Genomic DNA, 17,442 nt, shown 5'->3' with positions numbered 1-17,442 from the left:
ACACGTTGTCAACAGTTTATTTCAAGTAGATTACTTGATGAAGTCGGCAGTCGCAACACGGATTCCAGGACCCATTGTTGACGAAAGCGCGATGTTTTTGAGGTAAGTTCCTTTTGCAGTAGCAGGCTTCACCTTCATGAGTGTCTCGATGATTGTCTCGATGTTCTCAGAGAGTTTCGTTGCTTCAAACGACTTCTTACCAACTGGTACGTGGATGTTACCGGCTTTGTCAACGCGGTACTCTACTTTACCAGCTTTGATGTCAGCGATTGCTTTCTCGACATCAAACGTAACTGTGCCTGTTTTCGGGTTAGGCATGAGGCCTTTTGGTCCGAGAACGCGACCGAGTTTACCAACTTCACCCATCATGTCAGGTGTCGCAACGATGACATCGAAGTCGAACCATCCTTGTTGAATTTTCGTGATGAACTCAGAGTCACCGACATAGTCAGCGCCAGCTGCTTCAGCTTCTTTAGCTTTTTCGCCTTTTGTGAAGACGAGAACTTTTTGTGTTTTACCAGTACCGTGTGGAAGTACAACGGCACCGCGGATTTGTTGGTCTGCTTTCTTTGGATCTACGCCGAGACGTACAGCCACTTCGATTGTTTCATCGAACTTAGCAGTAGCAGTTTTTTGAACGAGTTCAACCGCTTCAGCGAGGTCGTAAGACTTCGTGCGATCAACAAGCTTCGCTGCTTCTTGGTGTTTTTTACCCATGATTCTTTTCCTCCTTGTGGTTAGCGGAATTTCCTCCCACATAATGAAGGGATTGAGGGTGAGTACAATATTCACCGTCAATCCCAGAGACTAATCAATTAGTCTTCGATTACAATACCCATACTGCGCGCAGTACCTTCAACCATAAGCATCGCTGTTTCTACAGACGACGCGTTAAGGTCAGGCATTTTAAGTTCAGCGATTTCGCGAACTTTATCACGCTTAATCGTTGCTACTTTCTTACGGTTCGGTTCACCAGAACCGCTCTCGATACCAGCAGCTTTCTTCAAAAGAACTGCAGCTGGTGGAGTTTTCGTAATGAATGTAAACGAACGATCTTCGTATACCGTAATGACTACAGGAATAATCAATCCGGCTTGGTCTTGTGTACGAGCGTTGAACTCTTTACAGAATCCCATGATGTTAACACCTGCTTGACCAAGTGCTGGTCCTACTGGTGGTGCTGGGTTAGCTTTACCAGCTGGGATTTGAAGTTTAACGAGTTTAGTAACTTTTTTCGCCACGAGACACACCTCCTTAAGTCTAAAATGTGGTTTCTTGGACGTTGTGCGCCCTCCCACTCAATCTATTAGGTCGAGTTTGTACCGAAATAAAGCACAACATCAAACATTTCCGATTGTACCATCCGTTTCCGAAGATGGCAAGTGGGTTTAGTTAATTTTCTGAACTTGTTCGAAATCAAGCTCGATTTTCGTTTCGCGGCCGAACATGTCGACGACGACTTTGAGCTTCTCTTTGTCAGCTTCGATTTCATCAATCGTCCCTTCAAAGTTCTCGAACGCGCCTTCTTTGACACGGACGAGATCGCCGAGCTCGTAGTTGTAACGGTCTTTCTTCTCGATGAGGCCCATCTGTGAAAGCACGTTCGTCACTTCGTCCGGTTGAAGCGGGATCGGCTTGGCGCCGCCACCCGTCGAACCGAGGAAGCCTGTGACGTTCGGTGTGTTCCGAACGACGTACCATGAATCGTCCGTCATGATCATCTCGACGAACACGTAGCCCGGGAAGTTTTTCACTTCACGTTCTTTAATCTTCTTCTCGCCACTTTTAAGCGTGACTTCTTCTTGCGTTGTTTCAGTCGGAACGAGGACGCGGAAAATTTTATCTTCCATGTTCATCGAACCGATTCGACGCTCTAGGTTTTCTTTGACGTTGTTCTCAAAGCCAGAATACGTCTGGACAACAAACCATTGTTTCTCCACGGCTTTCACCTCTTTCCTTAGTTAATCAATAAGTTGACGAGATAGCTGACACCAGTATCCACGCCAAACACGAACAAGCCAATCACGACGACGGTCGCGATGACTGTGATGGTATATTTCGTGAGCTCTTTACGAGTCGGCCAACTCGTTTTCTTTAGCTCTTTCCATACATCACGCAAAAAGTTCATGGTAGCTTCCTCCTACATTGAATGCCAATTGACGTTACTTTGATTCTCGGTGCACCGTATGCGCATTGCAACGACGGCAGAACTTGTTCAGTTCAAGGCGTGTCGCCACGTCATCACGTTTCGTCGTCGAGTAAACGCGTGATCCGCAAGTTGCACAGGCGAGACTTACTTTCTTTGCCATTCATAAGCGCCCCTTTCGACGGCTCTCCTACTAAAAAAGAGCGAAAAAAAAACGCCTCCTGTAAAATGGCGTCTACGGACAAGGCGCTGCCTTAAAAGTATCACATAGGAGGCGTGGGGTCAATATCGGTTAACTCGTCAACGTCTTCACATCGACGTGACGTTCAAACTTCTTCTTCACACGCTGCAAGGCGTTATCAATCGATTTGACGTGACGATCGAGGTCGTCCGAGATCTCTTGGTACGAGCGGCCATCCAAATAAAGCCGAAGCACTTTTCGTTCCAAGTCGCTAAGCAACTCATCCATCTTTTCTTCCATGAACAACTGGTCTTCCCGCGTGACAAGCAGTTCTTGTGGGTCGGTCGGATGCGGGGGCAAGATGACGTCAAGCAACGTGCGGTCTGACTCATCGTCAAAAATCGGTTTATCAAGTGACACGTATGAATTGAGCGGAATGTGCTTTTGTCGCGTGGCCGTCTTAATCGCCGTAATCATTTGACGCGTGATACACATCTCGGCAAAGCTTTTGAATGAGGCGAGCCGCTCGTCGCGGTAATCCCGAACCCCTTTATAAAGCCCGATCATCCCTTCTTGGACGATGTCCTCGTGATCGGCTCCAATCAAGAAGTACGACCGTGCTTTCGCTCGCACGAAATAACGATAGCGCTCAATCAGAAATTCTAACGCATCGCTATCCCCTTCGTTGCGCGCGAGCAAGACGAGCTCTTCGTCCGACATGTTTTCAAACTGTTCGTATGGCCATCCGTTCATGTTTCATACCCCCCGGCAATTGATGATGAACTATGCAAGTTTGTGACCTCATTATAGACAGCAGAGAAAACGACCGTCAAACAAAATTCTAAAAATTCCGTCAATTACAATTCGTGTAACGCATACATCTATTAGTATACAACATTTCCTTTCAAAAAAATGTCAAATTAAAAACAAAGACGAGTTCATTTGATGAACTCGTCCGTGACGTGCGTCACCGTCTCATTTACGTCGACGCATTTCTTCCAATCGGGCTCGCACTTCCGGCGAGAGATCGATCGTTTTTCGGTTGGACCGGTCTTGTTTGAGCGCCGATCGCTCTTGTTCGATTAACAGCTGGGCGTGCTTCCAGTCCTTCAACAGTTCGGTCGCCGGGACGCGAAGCGCTCCTTGACCGAAGATGACCCATTGCTCCGTAAAGTCGTTCGTCGCCACGAACAGTGTGACGAGACGGTTGTCGACGAGCTCATGCGCCCGACGCTCAATCCATTCATCTGCCGTCTCGTTCTCTTTCGTATAGATGATCGCGACCCGGCTCTGCGTCGCTTTCGACTCGCGACCATAGCGCATATGGGCGTCGAAGACGATTGTCACTTCCCGACCGGTGACGGCTTGATACTCGGCCATCGCTTCAATGAGGTCGTTTCTCGCTTTGTCGAAGTCGATTTCGCGTAACTTCCGAAGATGTGGCCACGCTCCGATAATGTTATAGCCGTCAACGAGTAGAAGTTCCCGCTTTTTCACACTCATGACAGCGGATGGCGGGTGCGATGCACTTCATACAAGAGAAGCGCAGCTGCGACCGAGGCGTTGAGCGACGTCACATGACCAACCATCGGCATATGGACGAGGAAGTCACACGTCTCCCGTACGAGTCGGCTCATCCCCTTGCCTTCACTACCGATGACGACGACGAGCGGCATGTTGCCATCGAGGCGGCGATAGTCTTGGCTCTCGCTCGCGTCAGTCCCGACGACCCACAACCCTTTCTCTTTCAACTCTTCGAGCGTTCGCGTCAAATTCGTGACGCGCGCGACCGGGATGTACTCGATTGCGCCCGTTGATGCTTTCGCGACCGTTTGCGTCAACCCGACCGAACGACGTTTCGGGATGATAATCCCGTGGGCGCCGACAGCGTCCGCCGTCCGTAAAATCGAGCCAAGGTTGTGCGGGTCTTCAAGCTCATCGAGCAAGATGAAGAGCGGTGTCTCCCCTTTTGATTCAGCTAGCGCGAACATGTCTTCAATCGACTTATACTCGTATGCCGCGACGGCCGCGACGACACCTTGGTGGTGTTCACTGCCGGCCATCTTCTCGAGTTTCGTTTTCGGGACGAATGACACTTGTACCGACGCTTCGTTCGCCATCGCGATGATTTGGGCGAGTGGCCCTTTTTGTTGGCCTTCCATGATGAAGACTTTGTTCATGTCGCGCCCGCTCCGGAGCGCCTCCATGACCGGGTTACGCCCGTATAGGAAGTCGATCCCTTCTTCCATCACGTCGACTTCTTGATAATCCGGTCGTTCTAACTTTTGTCGTTTCGGGCGGTCGTCACTACGTGGACGATCGAATGAACGTTTATCGCGCGACTTGCCTCCTTCATGTCGTTTCGGGTTGCTCGGTTTCGAGCCAAATGAACGCTTGTTCGATGAGTTCTTCAAGACGATCCCTTCTTTCTGTAAGGTAGATGTAACCAATCAGTGCCTCGAACGCGGTCGAGTAACGATACGTATGGACGTCCGTCCGCTTCGGAATCGAACCGGACTTGGCGTTTCGCCCACGCCGCACGACCGCCTGTTCTTCTTCCGAGAGCACGTTCGTCTCGAGCCAGTGGGTGACGACGCCTGCTTGCGACGAGGCATTGACGTAACGGATGGCCCCACGGTGTAAATCGTTCGGTCGCGTCAAGCCCCGCTCGAGCAATCGTTTCCGCACCGCCATCTCATAGACGACGTCGCCCATATATGCGAGCGCGAGTGCGTTCAGTTGGGCCGGGTTCACACTCATAGACGCTTCCACCGGACGCCTTGCGCCGTATCTTCAAGTTGAATCTGTTGTTGTTTCAGAAGGTCACGAATCTCGTCCGCACGGGCAAAGTTTCGTTCTGCACGGGCTGTGTCACGTTCTTGAATCAATTGATCGATTTCTGCATCTAACAACTCTTTCTCTTCCGACAACGTCAAACCGAGGACACCCGTCAACTCGTCAAACAAGTTGATGACGTGCTCTAGCGTCTCTTTTGAGACGTGGTTCGCTTTGGCGTAAATGTTCGCTTCTCTCGCCAAGTCGAACAGCACGGTGACGGCGTTGGCCGTATTGATGTCATCATCCATCGCCTCAATAAATGTCGACTTGATGCCAGCAAGCTTACGCTCCATCGCCTCACTCGGCTCTTCTAAGCCGACCGTGACTGACAACCGGTGCTCGACGTTGTGATACGCCTCCTTGATTCGGTCCCACCCGTTCGCTGCTTGTTCGATTAGCTCCCGGCTATAGTTGATTGGATGACGATAATGCACCGATAGCATGAAGAAGCGGAGCACCATCGCATCGACTTCTTTGAGCGCCTCATGGACGAGCAAGAAATTCCCGAGCGATTTGGACATCTTCTCGTTCTCGATATTGATGAAGCCGTTGTGGAGCCAATAGTTGGCGAACTTCGTATGGTTGCACGCCTCGGACTGGGCGATTTCGTTCTCATGGTGCGGGAACTTCAAATCGTGACCGCCCGCATGGATATCAATCGTCTTGCCGAGATGCTTTTTCGCCATCGCCGAGCACTCGATGTGCCAGCCCGGACGCCCTTGTCCCCATGGACTCTCCCAAGCCGGTTCTCCCGATTTCGCCGCTTTCCATAAGACGAAGTCGAGCGGATCTTCTTTCTTCTCGCCGACGTCGACGCGCGAGCCGGCCCGCAAGTCTTCAATCGACTGCTGACTGAGCTTGCCGTACTCGTCAAATTTACGGGTGCGGAAATAGACGTCACCTTCGGACGCGTACGCATACCCTTCCGTCTCTAAGTTCCGGATAAACTCGATGATGTCTTCCATCGTGTCAGTGACGCGCGGATGCACATCGGCCGGTTGGACGTTGAGCGCCCCTGTATCGGCCAAATACGCTTCGATGTAGCGGTTCGTCAGCGTCGAGACGTCTTCACCGAGCTCGTTCGCGGCCCGGATGATTTTATCGTCGACGTCCGTGAAGTTCAAAACGTACTTCACATCATAGCCGCGATACGTCAAATAGCGACGGACCGTGTCGAATGCGATCGCTGGTCGGGCGTTCCCGACGTGGATATAGTTATAGACGGTCGGCCCGCACACGTACATCGACACTTTCCCTGGTACGATTGGGACGAACGGTTCCTTTTTATTCGTGAGGCTGTTGTAAAACTGAATCATGTGTCTTCTCCTCCATCCGTTTCTCTAAAGAAGCTAACTTTTTCTCTAATTGTTCGACCGCGTTCTCGAGTCGCTCTTGGCATTCTCGGTCTGGGTCCGGGAAGCGATGATCGAGGTCGTGTTGTTTGACCCGCTCACCGTTTCGGATGACGACACGACCCGGAATTCCGACGACCGTCGAGTCCGACGGCACGTCTTTTAAGACGACGGAACTCGCTCCGATTTTGACGCAATCGCCAATCGTGATATTGCCGAGCACTTTCGCACCTGCCGAAATCAACACGTCATTCCCGATCGTCGGGTGACGCTTTCCTTTCTCTTTTCCCGTTCCGCCGAGCGTCACGCCTTGATAAATCGTGACATTGTTACCGATGATGGCCGTCTCGCCAATGACGATGCCAAAACCATGGTCGATAAACAGACGTTCGCCGATGACGGCGCCCGGGTGAATTTCTACCCCAGTCAACCAACGGCTCGTCTGCGCAATCAATTTCGCGACGAGCTTCACGTTCCGTTTCCATAGGCCGTGTGCGATACGGTGCGCCCAGAGCGCATGCAGTCCCGGATACGTTAAAACGACCTCCGCTTTTGACCGCGCGGCCGGGTCAAGCTCGAGCACGTTTTGAATATCGGCCCGTACACTTTTCCAAAATCCCATAATTGTTCTCCTTTTCCATATCAAAAACAAAGACGCCCCTGTGCCAAGGCACAGAGACGCCGTAAGCGCGGTTCCACTCTGTTTGGGAAACTTCCCCTCTCAAGTCTCGTTAACGCCGAGTCGCGGTCCCGACTACGTATCGCCGGAACGGCTCCGAGGTGCACTTCGACGGGGGACGCTTCTAGAACTTCCAGCCTTGGTTCTAGTCTCTGTTAAGTGTCAATCCGCTTACTTTCCTCATCATTGCCTTTAAGCTAATAAAGTTGAGAGACGTGCCAAGACACGCTCTTTTCCAATCAATGCGATTGCATTTGGAAGCTCTGGTCCGTGCGTCTGCCCTGTCGTCGCGACACGGATCGGCATGAACAAGTTCTTTCCTTTTTGACCGGTCGCTTTTTGTGTCGCTTTCGTCGCGGCTTTAATCGCTTCCGGTGTGAAATCTTCGATCTGTTCGAGTTGCGCCTTGAATTCAGCCAAGACGCTCGGTACCGCCTCACCGGCAAGCACCGCGTTCGCCTCTTCGTCATACTCGACTTCGTCTTTAAAGAACAAGTCCGTCAACGCGACGATCTCAGCGCCGTGCGTCATCTGTTCTTTATAGAGCGCGATGAGCGCTGTCGCCCAATCCGCTTCTTCCATCGAGAGCGCTTCTGGTAAACGGCCCGCTTCTTGTAAGAATGGTAAACTGAGTGCCACCACTTCGTCAAGCGAAGCCTGTTTCATGTAGACACTGTTGATCCACGCGAGCTTCTGTTGATCAAACACGGCCGGGCTCTTCGAGAGTCGACCCGCGTCGAACATGTCGATGAACTGTTGTTTCGTGAAGATCTCTTCTTCACCGACCGGCGACCAGCCGAGAAGCGAGATGAAGTTGAAGAGCGCTTCCGGGATGTATCCGAGATCGGCATATTGCTCGATGAACTGAATGATTGACTCATCACGCTTCGAGAGTTTCTTATGGTTCTCATTGAAAATGAGCGTCATATGCCCGAACGTCGGGTACTCCCAGCCGAGCGCGTCATAGACCATCATCTGTTTCGGTGTGTTGGCGATGTGGTCGTCGCCCCGTAACACGTGACTGATCTTCATCAAGTAGTCATCGATGACGACCGCAAAGTTGTAAGTCGGAATCCCGTCTTGTTTGACGATGACCCAATCACCGAAGTCTTTCGCTTCAAACGAGACGTCACCTTTGACGACATCATGCCATTTGTACGTGACGCCCTCAGGCACACGGATGCGAATCGACGGCTTGCGACCTTCCGCTTCGAATGCGGCCTGCTCCTCAGCGCTCAAGTTGCGATGGGCACCCGAATAACGCGGCGCTTCGCCGCGCGCGATTTGTGCTTCGCGCTCTGCCTCGAGTTCTTCCGACGTCATATAGCACTTATAGGCGAGTCCATTCTCCATCAACTCGTTCACATGTTTGTTGTAGAGGTCGAGTCGCTCCATTTGGAAGTAAGGGCCGTAGTCACCACCGCGGCCTGGACCTTCGTCCCAATCGATTCCAAGCCATTCAAGATACTTCATCTGACTTTCGACACCGTTCTCAACGTTCCGTTTTTGATCGGTATCCTCGATTCGGAGGATCATCTTCCCGCCGGCGTGGCGAGCATATAAATAATTGAATAGCGCGGTCCGGGCGTTCCCGATATGAAGGTGACCCGTCGGACTTGGCGCATAGCGTACACGCACTTCACTCATACTATTTCCACCTTTCTTCTCTTCTGCCCAAATAGTATACCACTTTTGTCAAGCACGGTTGAGCAGGATGACCGCCTGGGCAGCAATTCCTTCTTCTCGTCCCGTGAAGCCGAGCTGTTCCGTCGTCGTCGCCTTTACGTTCACTTGGCTGATGTCAGCCTCAAGCAACTCAGCAATGACCGCTCGCATGTCATCGATATATGGACGAAGTTTTGGCCGCTGTGCCATGACCGTCGCATCGACGTTTCCAAGGACGTACCCTTCTGCTTTCACGAGTTGCCAGACGTGTTGAAGCAACACTTTCGAATCGGCATCTTTAAAAGCTGGGTCCGTGTCCGGAAAATGCTTGCCGATATCTCCGGCTGCGATCGCACCGAGGGCCGCATCGGCAATCGTGTGGAGCAACACGTCCGCATCGGAATGACCGAGTAGACCACGGTCGTGCGGAATCTCGATTCCCCCTAAAATGAGCGGGCGCTCTTCCGCAAATGCATGCACATCAAATCCTTGTCCTATTCTCATCGATAATCCTCCTTCGTCAAAATCGCTTCCCCGAACAATAAATCTTCGGGTGTCGTGATTTTTATGTTGTGATAGTCACCCGGGATGACCGCGACCTCATGACCTGCCCATTCGAACAGACTCGCATCGTCGGTACCCGTAAACGTTTGCGCCGCCGCTTCGTCGTGAATGCGCCGAATCCGCTCAATCGGAAACGCCTGCGGGGTCTGGGCGAGCCAAAGCGTCTCACGCGGAACCGTGCGGGTAATTTGTCCAGCATCCACTTGCTTCACCGTGTCTTTCACGGGAACAGCTAAAATCGCACCGCCCGTTTGTCCTGCTTGAGCCACTTGCCGCAATTGTTCGACTCGAATGAACGGACGCGCTCCGTCATGAATCAAGACGACACCGTCTCGCGTCACGGCATGCAGGCCGGCACGGACACTTTCTTGCCGTTCTTTCCCGCCAGCCACATACGTGATGGGTGTCGGAATATGGTTAAGCATCGAGCGAAACCACGGCTCTTCCTCCGGACGAATCGCCAAGATGATGGCGTCACACCATGTGTCACGGGCGAACGCCTCGACCGTCCACACGATAATCGGCTGTCCTTGGAGCTGTAACATCAATTTATTCTCGTTCGCCCCCATACGCTTGCCTTGACCGGCCGCTGGGATGACGACTGCATATCGCATCACTAATTCCCCTCACTTCGTGAAAAAAGAGAGCGCGAAGCGCGTCTCTTTTTCACAGTTATTCAGGACGAGCAAAAATCATTCGACCTGCCGAGGTCTGGAGCACACTCGTCACGACGACCGGTAACGTCTTCGAAATGAGCTTACGTCCCCCTTCGACAACGACCATCGTCCCGTCTTCGAGGTAGGCGACTCCTTGATTTTGTTCTTTTCCTTCTTTGATGACCGTAACGACCATCTCTTCACCTGGAATGACAATCTGTTTCACCGAGTTAGCTAAATCGTTAATGTTTAACACCGGGACGTTTCGAACTTCACATACTTTGTTCAAGTTGTAGTCGTTCGTCACGACGATCCCGTTCTTCACTTCAGCGAGTTTAATCAGCTTGATATCGACTTCCGCTACATCTTCAAAGTCTCCATCATAAATCTCGACTTCGATGCGGTCGTTGTCTTGAAGCTCTTTTAAAATATCGAGTCCGCGTCGACCGCGATTCCGTTTCAACGTATCTGAAGAGTCCGCGATATATTGGAGTTCGCCGATGACGAACTGGGGAACGATGAGCGTTCCTTCAATAAAGCCTGTCTTCGCGATGTCGGCGATACGACCGTCGATGATGACACTCGTATCCAAAATCTTATCGTTCGAACGGCGTACCGGCTCAGCCGGCTGCTTTTCGCGTTCACTTTTCACGAACAGTTTGATCCACTCGTTGCGCTTTCGGTACCCGACGGCAAATCCGAAGTATCCGAACAAAGCGGTCACGAAAATCGGGACGATTTTACTGAGCAAGAAAATGTTCGTCACTTCGAGCGAGACGCTAATCAAAAAGGCGATTAACAACCCGATAATCAATCCAATCGAGCCGAACAAAATATCCCCGACCGGCAAACGGACGAGCCGTTCTTCGACAAAACGGATGAATTTAACGACCATGTCGGTCAAGAATAAACTGAGAATGAAGAAGATAAGTCCACCAATCAAACTAGCTACGTATGGAATCGTCAACCATGCCGGCACGTTCACACCGAGGTCACTTAGTAAAATCATCAACTCGATAATCCCGAACCATCCGACGACGAGACCGATTAAAATAAATCCGATTCGCACTGCAATCTTCACTCATTCCACCTCCTTCGTTTGAATTTAAATTTCATGAAAACAGCACTTTTATTGTAACACGGTTCGTTTGAAAGCGTTCGTTACAAAGCGTTAAAAACCTGTCGGAGGCGCCCGTCAGAACGGAATGGTGAGTTGTAGCGCCTCATCGACAGTACTGACCCCGACGACGTCGATTCCGGCTGGTGCCGTCCAGCCGCCAAGGTTGTTTTTCGGAATGATCGCACGCGTGAAGCCGAGCTTAGCCGCCTCGGCGACGCGTTGTTCGATTCGTGACACCCGGCGTACTTCACCGGTCAATCCGACTTCCCCGATACAGACGTCGGTCGGGCGTGTCGGACGGTCGCGGAAACTTGAGGCGATGGAGACACAGATTGCCAAATCGATGGCCGGCTCGTCAAGCTTCACGCCACCAGCCGCCTTCAAATACGCATCTTGCGTCTGGAGCAAGAGACCGGAACGTTTCTCGAGCACGGCCATGAGCAGCGCGACGCGGTTTTGGTCGATTCCCGTCGCCATGCGTCTCGGATTCCCGAATGACGTCGGTGAGATGAGCGCTTGGAGTTCGACGAGTACCGTTCGCGTCCCTTCCATCGAAGCGACGACCGTTGAGCCGGATACACCTGCTGTCCGTTCTTCGAGGAAAATCTCAGACGGGTTCAGCACTTCTTCGAGCCCACTCTCTTTCATCTCAAAAATACCAATCTCATTCGTCGAGCCAAATCGATTCTTCACGGCCCGTAAAATCCGAAACGTATGATGACGCTCACCTTCGAAATACAACACCGCATCCACCATATGCTCGAGTAGACGTGGTCCCGCAATTGAACCTTGTTTCGTAACGTGCCCGACGATAAAGACGGCCACACCCCGCGTTTTAGCAATCTTCATGAGCGCTGCCGTACATTCCCGTACTTGGGCGACACTACCCGGCGCCGATTGAATCTCATCCATATATACTGTTTGAATCGAGTCAATGATAACGAATCCCGGCTTTTCTTCATCGATGACCCGTTCGATCATCAACATATCGGTCTCGGCGAGGACATATAAATCCTGTGTCGGCAAACCGAGTCGTTCCGCACGAAGCTTCGTCTGTTTGAGCGATTCCTCACCAGAAATGTAGAGCACTTTTCGACCACTATGAGCAAGGTGCGCACTGACTTGAAGGAGAATCGTCGACTTGCCGATACCCGGGTCACCCCCGACAAGGACGAGCGATCCAGGGACAATCCCCCCACCGAGGACGCGGTCAAACTCTTGACTGTTCGTATGGACTCGCGTCTCTTCCTGCGAGACGACGTCCGCGAGACGTTCCGGTTTCAACTGGCGTGAGGAACTGTGAACGAACGCGGCCCCGCGCTTCGCTTTCTTCTCTTCGACGAACTCTTCGACGAGCGTGTTCCATTCATTACATCCCGGGCAACGTCCCATCCATTTGGCGGACTCATAGCCACACGATTGACATACGTATTTCGTTTTTAATTTAGCCATACCGAATCCTTTCTGTTTAAAAAAGCCCCCTCACACGAGAGAGGGAGCTTCGCATTATTGAACGACGCCTTCGCTTCGGACGATAAACTCTCCGTTCTGCACGTCGAGCGCGACTTTACTACCTTTGGTGATGTCTCCACTGAGCATCGCTTCTGAGAGTCGGTCCTCCACCTCGCGTTGGAGCGCCCGGCGGAGCGGTCGAGCCCCGTACTCTGGGTCGTATCCAACTTCAGCGATCTTCTCAAGCGCCGACTCCGTCAACGTGAAGTCGATGCCTTGTTCACCAAGACGTTTCGTGAGTGTCTCAGCCATGAGCTTGACGATTTGTTGGATATGCTCTTTTTGGAGCGAGTGGAATACCGTGATCTCATCGATCCGGTTCAAGAACTCAGGACGGAACGCTTTTTTGAGCTCTTCCATGACTTTGTCCTTCATCTCTGTATATTCACGTTTCACATCGTCTTCAACCGTGAATCCGACATATTTGTTCCGTTTGAGCGCGGCGGCCCCGACGTTTGATGTCATGATGATGACGGTGTTGCGGAAGTCGACCGTGCGGCCTTTCGAGTCTGTCAAGCGGCCGTCGTCGAGCACTTGGAGCAAGATGTTGAACACTTCCGGGTGCGCTTTCTCAATCTCATCAAGCAAGATGACCGAGTATGGCTTCCGGCGAACTTTTTCTGTCAATTGTCCACCTTCTTCATACCCAACATACCCTGGAGGCGAACCGACGAGTCGGCTCGTCGCATGTTTCTCCATGTACTCGGACATGTCGATGCGGATAATCGCGTCCTCATCGCCGAAGAGCGCTTCGGCAACGGCACGGGCAAGTTCGGTCTTACCGACACCGGTCGGCCCAAGGAAGACGAACGATCCGATTGGACGTTTCGGGTCTTTCAACCCGGCACGGGCCCGGCGGATTGCCCGCGAAATCGACTTGACCGCTTCGTCTTGACCGATGACACGGTTATGCAAAATCGACTCGAGTTTCAAGAGACGATCTGTCTCTTCCTCTGCGATTTTTGTGACCGGAACGCCGGTCCAGTTGGCGACGACTTGGGCGATATCTTCTTTCGTCACTTCAAGTTTCTCATTGCCTTGTTTGTTCTGCCATTCGGACTTCAACTGTTCGAGCTCTTCTCGAACTTTTTGTTCCGTATCTCGAAGCGAGGCTGCTTTCTCGAACTCTTGGCTCTGAACGGCCGAATCTTTTTCTTTACGAATCGATTCGAGACGTGCTTCGAGCTCTTTCAAGTTCGGTGGCGCCGTGAACGAACGGAGGCGGACTTTTGACGCGGCCTCATCGACGAGGTCAATCGCTTTATCCGGAAGGAAACGGTCTGAAATGTAGCGGTCTGAAAGAACGACAGCTTCGTGGACCGCTTCGTCCGTGATGGTCACGCGATGGTGCGCTTCATAACGGTCGCGTAAACCGAGTAAGATCTGCTCTGCTTCTTCTGCAGTCGGTTCATTCACTTGAATCGGTTGGAAGCGACGCTCGAGCGCGGCATCTTTTTCGATATACTTCCGATACTCATCTAACGTCGTCGCACCGATACATTGAAGTTCACCACGGGCGAGTGATGGTTTCAAGATGTTCGAGGCATCGATTGCCCCTTCCGCCCCACCAGCGCCGATTAACGTGTGCAATTCGTCAATGAAGAGAATGACGTTCCCCGCCTGACGAATCTCATCCATCACTTTTTTCAATCGATCTTCAAATTCACCGCGGTATTTTGTACCCGCGACGAGTGTTCCCATATCAAGGACCATCACTCGTTTGTTACGAAGCGTCTCTGGCACTTCATTATTGATGATTTGTTGAGCTAATCCTTCGACGACAGCCGTCTTCCCGACACCTGGCTCACCGATGAGAACCGGGTTGTTTTTCGTCCGGCGTGATAAGACTTCGATGACCCGTTGAATCTCACCAGCGCGCCCGATCACCGGATCAAGACGTGACTCACGAGCTTGTTGCGTCAAGTCGCGAGCTAATCCGTCGAGTGTCGGTGTCGCAGCGCTCGTTCCAGGTTGTGAGGCGTTAGCTGACGATTCTGTGTTACCGAGCAATTGAAGCACTTGTTGACGTGCTTTTGTCAAACTGATGCCGAGGTTGTTCATGACGCGCGCCGCCACACCCTCGCCTTCTCGAATCAAGCCGAGCAAGATGTGCTCTGTCCCAACGTATGAGTGACCGAGTTTACGGGCCTCGTCCATCGAAAGTTCAATCACTTTTTTCGCACGCGGCGTGTAATGAATCGTTGACCCGTTCTCTGACCCGCGTCCAATGAGCGCCTCTACTTCTTGTTGAATCTTCTCAGACGTCATACCGAGGGCGAAAAGTGCTTTTGCAGCAATCCCTTCGCCTTCTCGAATCAAGCCGAGTAAAATGTGTTCCGTACCAATATTATGATGGCCAAGCCGTACCGCTTCTTCTTGTGCTAAAGCTAATACGCGCTGAGCTCGTTCTGTGAATCGACCAAACATCATGGACAAAACCTCCTTGAGAGTTAAATCAAACTAAACCGTGATCTAGCATGCGACGAACGAGCGTTGCTCGTTCCCGATCTCGTTCTTTCGTAGATAATGTTTTCCCGAAATGTTTTTGTAGGAAACCTGATTGCAACCTTACAATCAGTTCATGAAACTGTGGCGGGCTCCAATCTGACAATAGGCCAAGATCGCTCGCTAAATGTAAGTCAGACAGACGCTCAATTGCTTCTGTCGAAGACAGTAACTTCGCATAACGCAACACCCCATAAGAGCGATAAAACTGATCTTCTAACTCGTCTTCCTTGTTTTTGAGCAAATCCTCACGTGCTTGGCGTTCGGCCTGAATGAGTTGTTCCGTTATTTCCATAAAGTCCGATAAGAGTTGGGATTCATGGCTCCCAAGTGTACGTTGATTCGACAACTGGAATAAACGTCCCGCTGCGTCACTACCTTCCCCGTACCGGCCACGAATTGTGTAACCTAGTTTGCGAAGTTCTTTTAGTATAGGAGTAATTCGACCTGTCAATACCAAGCCTGGTAAGTGAAGCATGACCGAGGCGCGAAGACCTGTCCCGATGTTGCTCGGGCACGTCGTCAAGTACCCTAATGTTTCATCGAAGGCGTAAGGAAGTGATTCTTCACACAAAGCATCGACGCGTTTAGCGAGTTCAAATGCCTCAATCACCTGAAACCCTGGAAGTAACGTTTGAATTCGTAAATGATCTTCCTCGTTGATTAACACACTAATCGTCTCATCTTCACTTAAAAAGACGGCACTTTCATCTTTTGTAGCAATGGTTGGACTGATTAGATGCTTCTCGACAAGCGCTTGGCGGGTCACGTAATCATAGGAACCCATATGAATATACTTAAATCCTTGCAAACCACCAAGAGAAGATTCGACACGTTCACATAAATATCGTTGTCCTTCTTCTGAAAGTACTGGGGAGAAGACCGTGTCCTTCAAATTGCGAGCCAGTCGGATTCGCGTTGAGATGACAAGGTCGTCAAGTTTCGCTCGTTCACGCATTTTCGGACCGAGCGGTTGTTCGAGGAATGTCTCCATCACGCCTCACCTTGTCCTTTCAATTGAATCATTTCTTTTTTGATACGGGCTGCACGTTCATAATCTTCTTGTTCGACAGCTTGCTCCAACTCCCCTGCCAGCTTGACGAGTCGTTCTTCAATTCGTTCGTCAGGCGTACGTAACAAGTTCGGAATTGAACCGACGTGATGATCATGCCCTTGTTGATATTGACGCGTTATTTTTAATAAATCATCTCGAAACACGGTGTAACACATTGTACAGCCGGCTTTTCTCGTTTGTTGTAACGCATGTTGCGTCATTTGACACGTCGGACACCGCTTCACGACCGGGACGTAACCTGTCATGACTTCAAACGCGCAATTCCGACACAGTTTACGTGTGACAGATACCCCGTTCTCATTAATGACCATTTCATTGACGGCAGGTCGCCGTTTACATCGTTCGCATAGCATGTTATCCCGCCTCCGTCAGCGATAACTTAACAATTTCATAAGCGCTAATAATTGTTGTCGGCGAATCAAGTGACGATCGGTTGCGTGGAGACCGAGTGATTCATCAGACAATACGTGAAAAAGAAGTCGAACTTCCCGTTCACTTAACAATCCTTCTTCAAATAGACGAATTAATATGTTTTCGACGACTTGTTCATTCAAATTAGGTTGATCATGCAAGAAGTCGATGAGACTAGCTAATAAATCTTGCTTCTCATGTAAGATGACGCGGCGAATGCGAATATATCCGCCTCCCCCTCGTTTGCTTTCAACAAGATAGCCTTTTTCGACGGTAAATCGTGTGTTGATGACATAGTTGATTTGAGACGGGACACACTCGAAACGTTTCGCAATATCTTGTCGTTTAATTTCAATTGCATTGGCCTGACTTTCTTTGAGTACTTGCTTCAAATACTGTTCGATTACATCAGATATGTTTCTCATCTCCACCACCCTCTGACCATCTTTGACTTTTGACTATATTTTATCATTGATTCAAAAAAAGGCAAACGAAAAGCGACGATGCAGCGCATCGTCGCACAAAAAAGACGACCAAGCAGATGCTTGATCGTCTCATGTTGCCTGGCAACGTCCTATCCTCACAGGGGGAGACCCCCAACTACTTTCGGCGCTGAAGCGCTTAACTTCCGTGTTCGGCATGGGAACGGGTGTGGCCGCTTCGCTATCGCCACCAGACAAGTATTATATTAACATCATTTAAGGATAACGTCAATATGTTTTAAGAGATTGTTCTCTC

At 50.8% G+C, this 17,442-nt stretch carries 20 protein-coding genes, 1 rRNA gene and 1 other annotated feature; all 21 genes read right to left on the bottom strand.

Annotated features, from left to right (window positions below):
* Window positions 1-30 precede the first annotated feature (30 nt).
* Entirely contained in the window at window positions 31-717 is a 687-nt protein-coding gene (gene rplA, locus DI14_RS05610) for a 50S ribosomal protein L1 (protein WP_034806371.1), read from the bottom strand.
* Between the two features lie 98 nt (window positions 718-815).
* Window positions 816-1,241 (bottom strand): 50S ribosomal protein L11, encoded by a 426-nt coding sequence (gene rplK, locus DI14_RS05605; RefSeq protein WP_152545874.1) that lies wholly within the window; start codon window positions 1,239-1,241, stop codon window positions 816-818.
* Between the two features lie 147 nt (window positions 1,242-1,388).
* Window positions 1,389-1,940: a transcription termination/antitermination protein NusG gene (gene nusG / locus DI14_RS05600; RefSeq protein ID WP_024372172.1), complete on the bottom strand. Its 552-nt coding sequence runs from the start codon at window positions 1,938-1,940 to the stop codon at window positions 1,389-1,391.
* A gap of 17 nt (window positions 1,941-1,957) precedes the next feature.
* Window positions 1,958-2,128 carry a preprotein translocase subunit SecE gene (gene secE, locus DI14_RS05595; protein ID WP_012727692.1) on the bottom strand — a complete coding sequence of 57 codons (171 nt, stop codon included), beginning with the start codon at window positions 2,126-2,128 and terminating at the stop codon, window positions 1,958-1,960.
* A 34-nt stretch (window positions 2,129-2,162) separates the two neighbouring features.
* Complete coding sequence (gene rpmG / locus DI14_RS15180; protein ID WP_081825824.1) at window positions 2,163-2,309, bottom strand: 50S ribosomal protein L33; 147 nt, start codon at window positions 2,307-2,309, stop codon at window positions 2,163-2,165.
* Between the two features lie 129 nt (window positions 2,310-2,438).
* Window positions 2,439-3,080 (bottom strand): RNA polymerase sporulation sigma factor SigH, encoded by a 642-nt coding sequence (sigH, locus tag DI14_RS05590; RefSeq protein WP_034806365.1) that lies wholly within the window; start codon window positions 3,078-3,080, stop codon window positions 2,439-2,441.
* Between the two features lie 222 nt (window positions 3,081-3,302).
* Entirely contained in the window at window positions 3,303-3,830 is a 528-nt protein-coding gene (locus DI14_RS05585; RefSeq protein WP_034806362.1) for an NYN domain-containing protein, read from the bottom strand.
* Window positions 3,827-4,576, bottom strand: coding sequence for a 23S rRNA (guanosine(2251)-2'-O)-methyltransferase RlmB (rlmB, locus tag DI14_RS05580; protein ID WP_034806379.1), 750 nt, complete (start codon window positions 4,574-4,576; stop codon window positions 3,827-3,829). Before rlmB ends, DI14_RS05585 begins: the two co-directional genes overlap by 4 nt.
* A gap of 103 nt (window positions 4,577-4,679) precedes the next feature.
* Window positions 4,680-5,087: a Mini-ribonuclease 3 gene (locus DI14_RS05575; protein WP_034806359.1), complete on the bottom strand. Its 408-nt coding sequence runs from the start codon at window positions 5,085-5,087 to the stop codon at window positions 4,680-4,682.
* Window positions 5,084-6,481, bottom strand: coding sequence for a cysteine--tRNA ligase (gene cysS / locus DI14_RS05570; RefSeq protein WP_034806356.1), 1,398 nt, complete (start codon window positions 6,479-6,481; stop codon window positions 5,084-5,086). Before cysS ends, DI14_RS05575 begins: the two co-directional genes overlap by 4 nt.
* Entirely contained in the window at window positions 6,450-7,139 is a 690-nt protein-coding gene (gene cysE / locus DI14_RS05565; protein ID WP_034806354.1) for a serine O-acetyltransferase, read from the bottom strand. Before cysE ends, cysS begins: the two co-directional genes overlap by 32 nt.
* Window positions 7,140-7,188: 49 nt before the next feature.
* Window positions 7,189-7,392, bottom strand: a binding site (T-box leader).
* Complete coding sequence (gene gltX / locus DI14_RS05560) at window positions 7,389-8,843, bottom strand: glutamate--tRNA ligase (RefSeq protein WP_034806351.1); 1,455 nt, start codon at window positions 8,841-8,843, stop codon at window positions 7,389-7,391. (Overlaps the previous feature by 4 nt.)
* A 48-nt stretch (window positions 8,844-8,891) precedes the next feature.
* On the bottom strand, window positions 8,892-9,365 hold the full coding sequence (ispF, locus tag DI14_RS05555) for a 2-C-methyl-D-erythritol 2,4-cyclodiphosphate synthase (RefSeq protein WP_034806348.1): 474 nt from the start codon (window positions 9,363-9,365) through the stop codon (window positions 8,892-8,894).
* On the bottom strand, window positions 9,362-10,039 hold the full coding sequence (gene ispD / locus DI14_RS05550) for a 2-C-methyl-D-erythritol 4-phosphate cytidylyltransferase (RefSeq protein ID WP_034806345.1): 678 nt from the start codon (window positions 10,037-10,039) through the stop codon (window positions 9,362-9,364). Before ispD ends, ispF begins: the two co-directional genes overlap by 4 nt.
* Before the next feature lie 58 nt (window positions 10,040-10,097).
* Window positions 10,098-11,162: a PIN/TRAM domain-containing protein gene (locus DI14_RS05545; protein ID WP_034806342.1), complete on the bottom strand. Its 1,065-nt coding sequence runs from the start codon at window positions 11,160-11,162 to the stop codon at window positions 10,098-10,100.
* 114 nt (window positions 11,163-11,276) lie between these two features.
* Window positions 11,277-12,653: a DNA repair protein RadA gene (gene radA, locus DI14_RS05540; RefSeq protein ID WP_034806339.1), complete on the bottom strand. Its 1,377-nt coding sequence runs from the start codon at window positions 12,651-12,653 to the stop codon at window positions 11,277-11,279.
* A gap of 54 nt (window positions 12,654-12,707) precedes the next feature.
* The gene (locus DI14_RS05535) at window positions 12,708-15,143 is read right to left on the bottom strand and encodes an ATP-dependent Clp protease ATP-binding subunit (RefSeq protein ID WP_034806336.1); all 2,436 of its coding nucleotides are present in this window, start codon (window positions 15,141-15,143) and stop codon (window positions 12,708-12,710) included.
* A gap of 25 nt (window positions 15,144-15,168) precedes the next feature.
* A complete protein-coding gene (locus DI14_RS05530; protein WP_081825823.1) occupies window positions 15,169-16,212 on the bottom strand; it encodes a protein arginine kinase in 1,044 nt (347 codons plus the stop codon).
* Complete coding sequence (locus DI14_RS05525; protein ID WP_034806332.1) at window positions 16,212-16,646, bottom strand: UvrB/UvrC motif-containing protein; 435 nt, start codon at window positions 16,644-16,646, stop codon at window positions 16,212-16,214. Before DI14_RS05525 ends, DI14_RS05530 begins: the two co-directional genes overlap by 1 nt.
* Before the next feature lie 15 nt (window positions 16,647-16,661).
* The gene (locus DI14_RS05520) at window positions 16,662-17,129 is read right to left on the bottom strand and encodes a CtsR family transcriptional regulator (RefSeq protein ID WP_034806331.1); all 468 of its coding nucleotides are present in this window, start codon (window positions 17,127-17,129) and stop codon (window positions 16,662-16,664) included.
* 136 nt (window positions 17,130-17,265) lie between these two features.
* A 5S ribosomal RNA gene (rrf, locus tag DI14_RS05515) occupies window positions 17,266-17,381 on the bottom strand.
* Between the last annotated feature and the right edge of the window lie 61 nt (window positions 17,382-17,442).

This window comes from Exiguobacterium sp. AB2 (genome assembly GCF_000696055.1).
Classification (GTDB): Bacteria; Bacillota; Bacilli; order Exiguobacteriales; family Exiguobacteriaceae; genus Exiguobacterium; species Exiguobacterium alkaliphilum.
Note: the sequence above shows the minus strand (reverse complement) of the source record. Positions and strands in the feature narration are given on the sequence as shown.

What these genes read in the sequence shown, in the direction of transcription:
- rplA (WP_034806371.1), bottom strand. Translation starts at nt 717, where the DNA reads ATGGGTAAAAAACACCAAGAAGCAGCGAAGCTTGTTGATCGCACGAAG.
- secE (WP_012727692.1), bottom strand. Translation starts at nt 2,128, where the DNA reads ATGAACTTTTTGCGTGATGTATGGAAAGAGCTAAAGAAAACGAGTTGG.
- rpmG (WP_081825824.1), bottom strand. Translation starts at nt 2,309, where the DNA reads ATGGCAAAGAAAGTAAGTCTCGCCTGTGCAACTTGCGGATCACGCGTT.
- sigH (WP_034806365.1), bottom strand. Translation starts at nt 3,080, where the DNA reads ATGAACGGATGGCCATACGAACAGTTTGAAAACATGTCGGACGAAGAG.
- DI14_RS05585 (WP_034806362.1), bottom strand. Translation starts at nt 3,830, where the DNA reads ATGAGTGTGAAAAAGCGGGAACTTCTACTCGTTGACGGCTATAACATT.
- rlmB (WP_034806379.1), bottom strand. Translation starts at nt 4,576, where the DNA reads ATGGAAGAAGGGATCGACTTCCTATACGGGCGTAACCCGGTCATGGAG.
- DI14_RS05575 (WP_034806359.1), bottom strand. Translation starts at nt 5,087, where the DNA reads ATGAGTGTGAACCCGGCCCAACTGAACGCACTCGCGCTCGCATATATG.
- cysS (WP_034806356.1), bottom strand. Translation starts at nt 6,481, where the DNA reads ATGATTCAGTTTTACAACAGCCTCACGAATAAAAAGGAACCGTTCGTC.
- cysE (WP_034806354.1), bottom strand. Translation starts at nt 7,139, where the DNA reads ATGGGATTTTGGAAAAGTGTACGGGCCGATATTCAAAACGTGCTCGAG.
- gltX (WP_034806351.1), bottom strand. Translation starts at nt 8,843, where the DNA reads ATGAGTGAAGTGCGTGTACGCTATGCGCCAAGTCCGACGGGTCACCTT.
- ispF (WP_034806348.1), bottom strand. Translation starts at nt 9,365, where the DNA reads ATGAGAATAGGACAAGGATTTGATGTGCATGCATTTGCGGAAGAGCGC.
- ispD (WP_034806345.1), bottom strand. Translation starts at nt 10,039, where the DNA reads ATGCGATATGCAGTCGTCATCCCAGCGGCCGGTCAAGGCAAGCGTATG.
- radA (WP_034806339.1), bottom strand. Translation starts at nt 12,653, where the DNA reads ATGGCTAAATTAAAAACGAAATACGTATGTCAATCGTGTGGCTATGAG.
- DI14_RS05535 (WP_034806336.1), bottom strand. Translation starts at nt 15,143, where the DNA reads ATGATGTTTGGTCGATTCACAGAACGAGCTCAGCGCGTATTAGCTTTA.
- DI14_RS05530 (WP_081825823.1), bottom strand. Translation starts at nt 16,212, where the DNA reads ATGGAGACATTCCTCGAACAACCGCTCGGTCCGAAAATGCGTGAACGA.
- DI14_RS05525 (WP_034806332.1), bottom strand. Translation starts at nt 16,646, where the DNA reads ATGCTATGCGAACGATGTAAACGGCGACCTGCCGTCAATGAAATGGTC.
- DI14_RS05520 (WP_034806331.1), bottom strand. Translation starts at nt 17,129, where the DNA reads ATGAGAAACATATCTGATGTAATCGAACAGTATTTGAAGCAAGTACTC.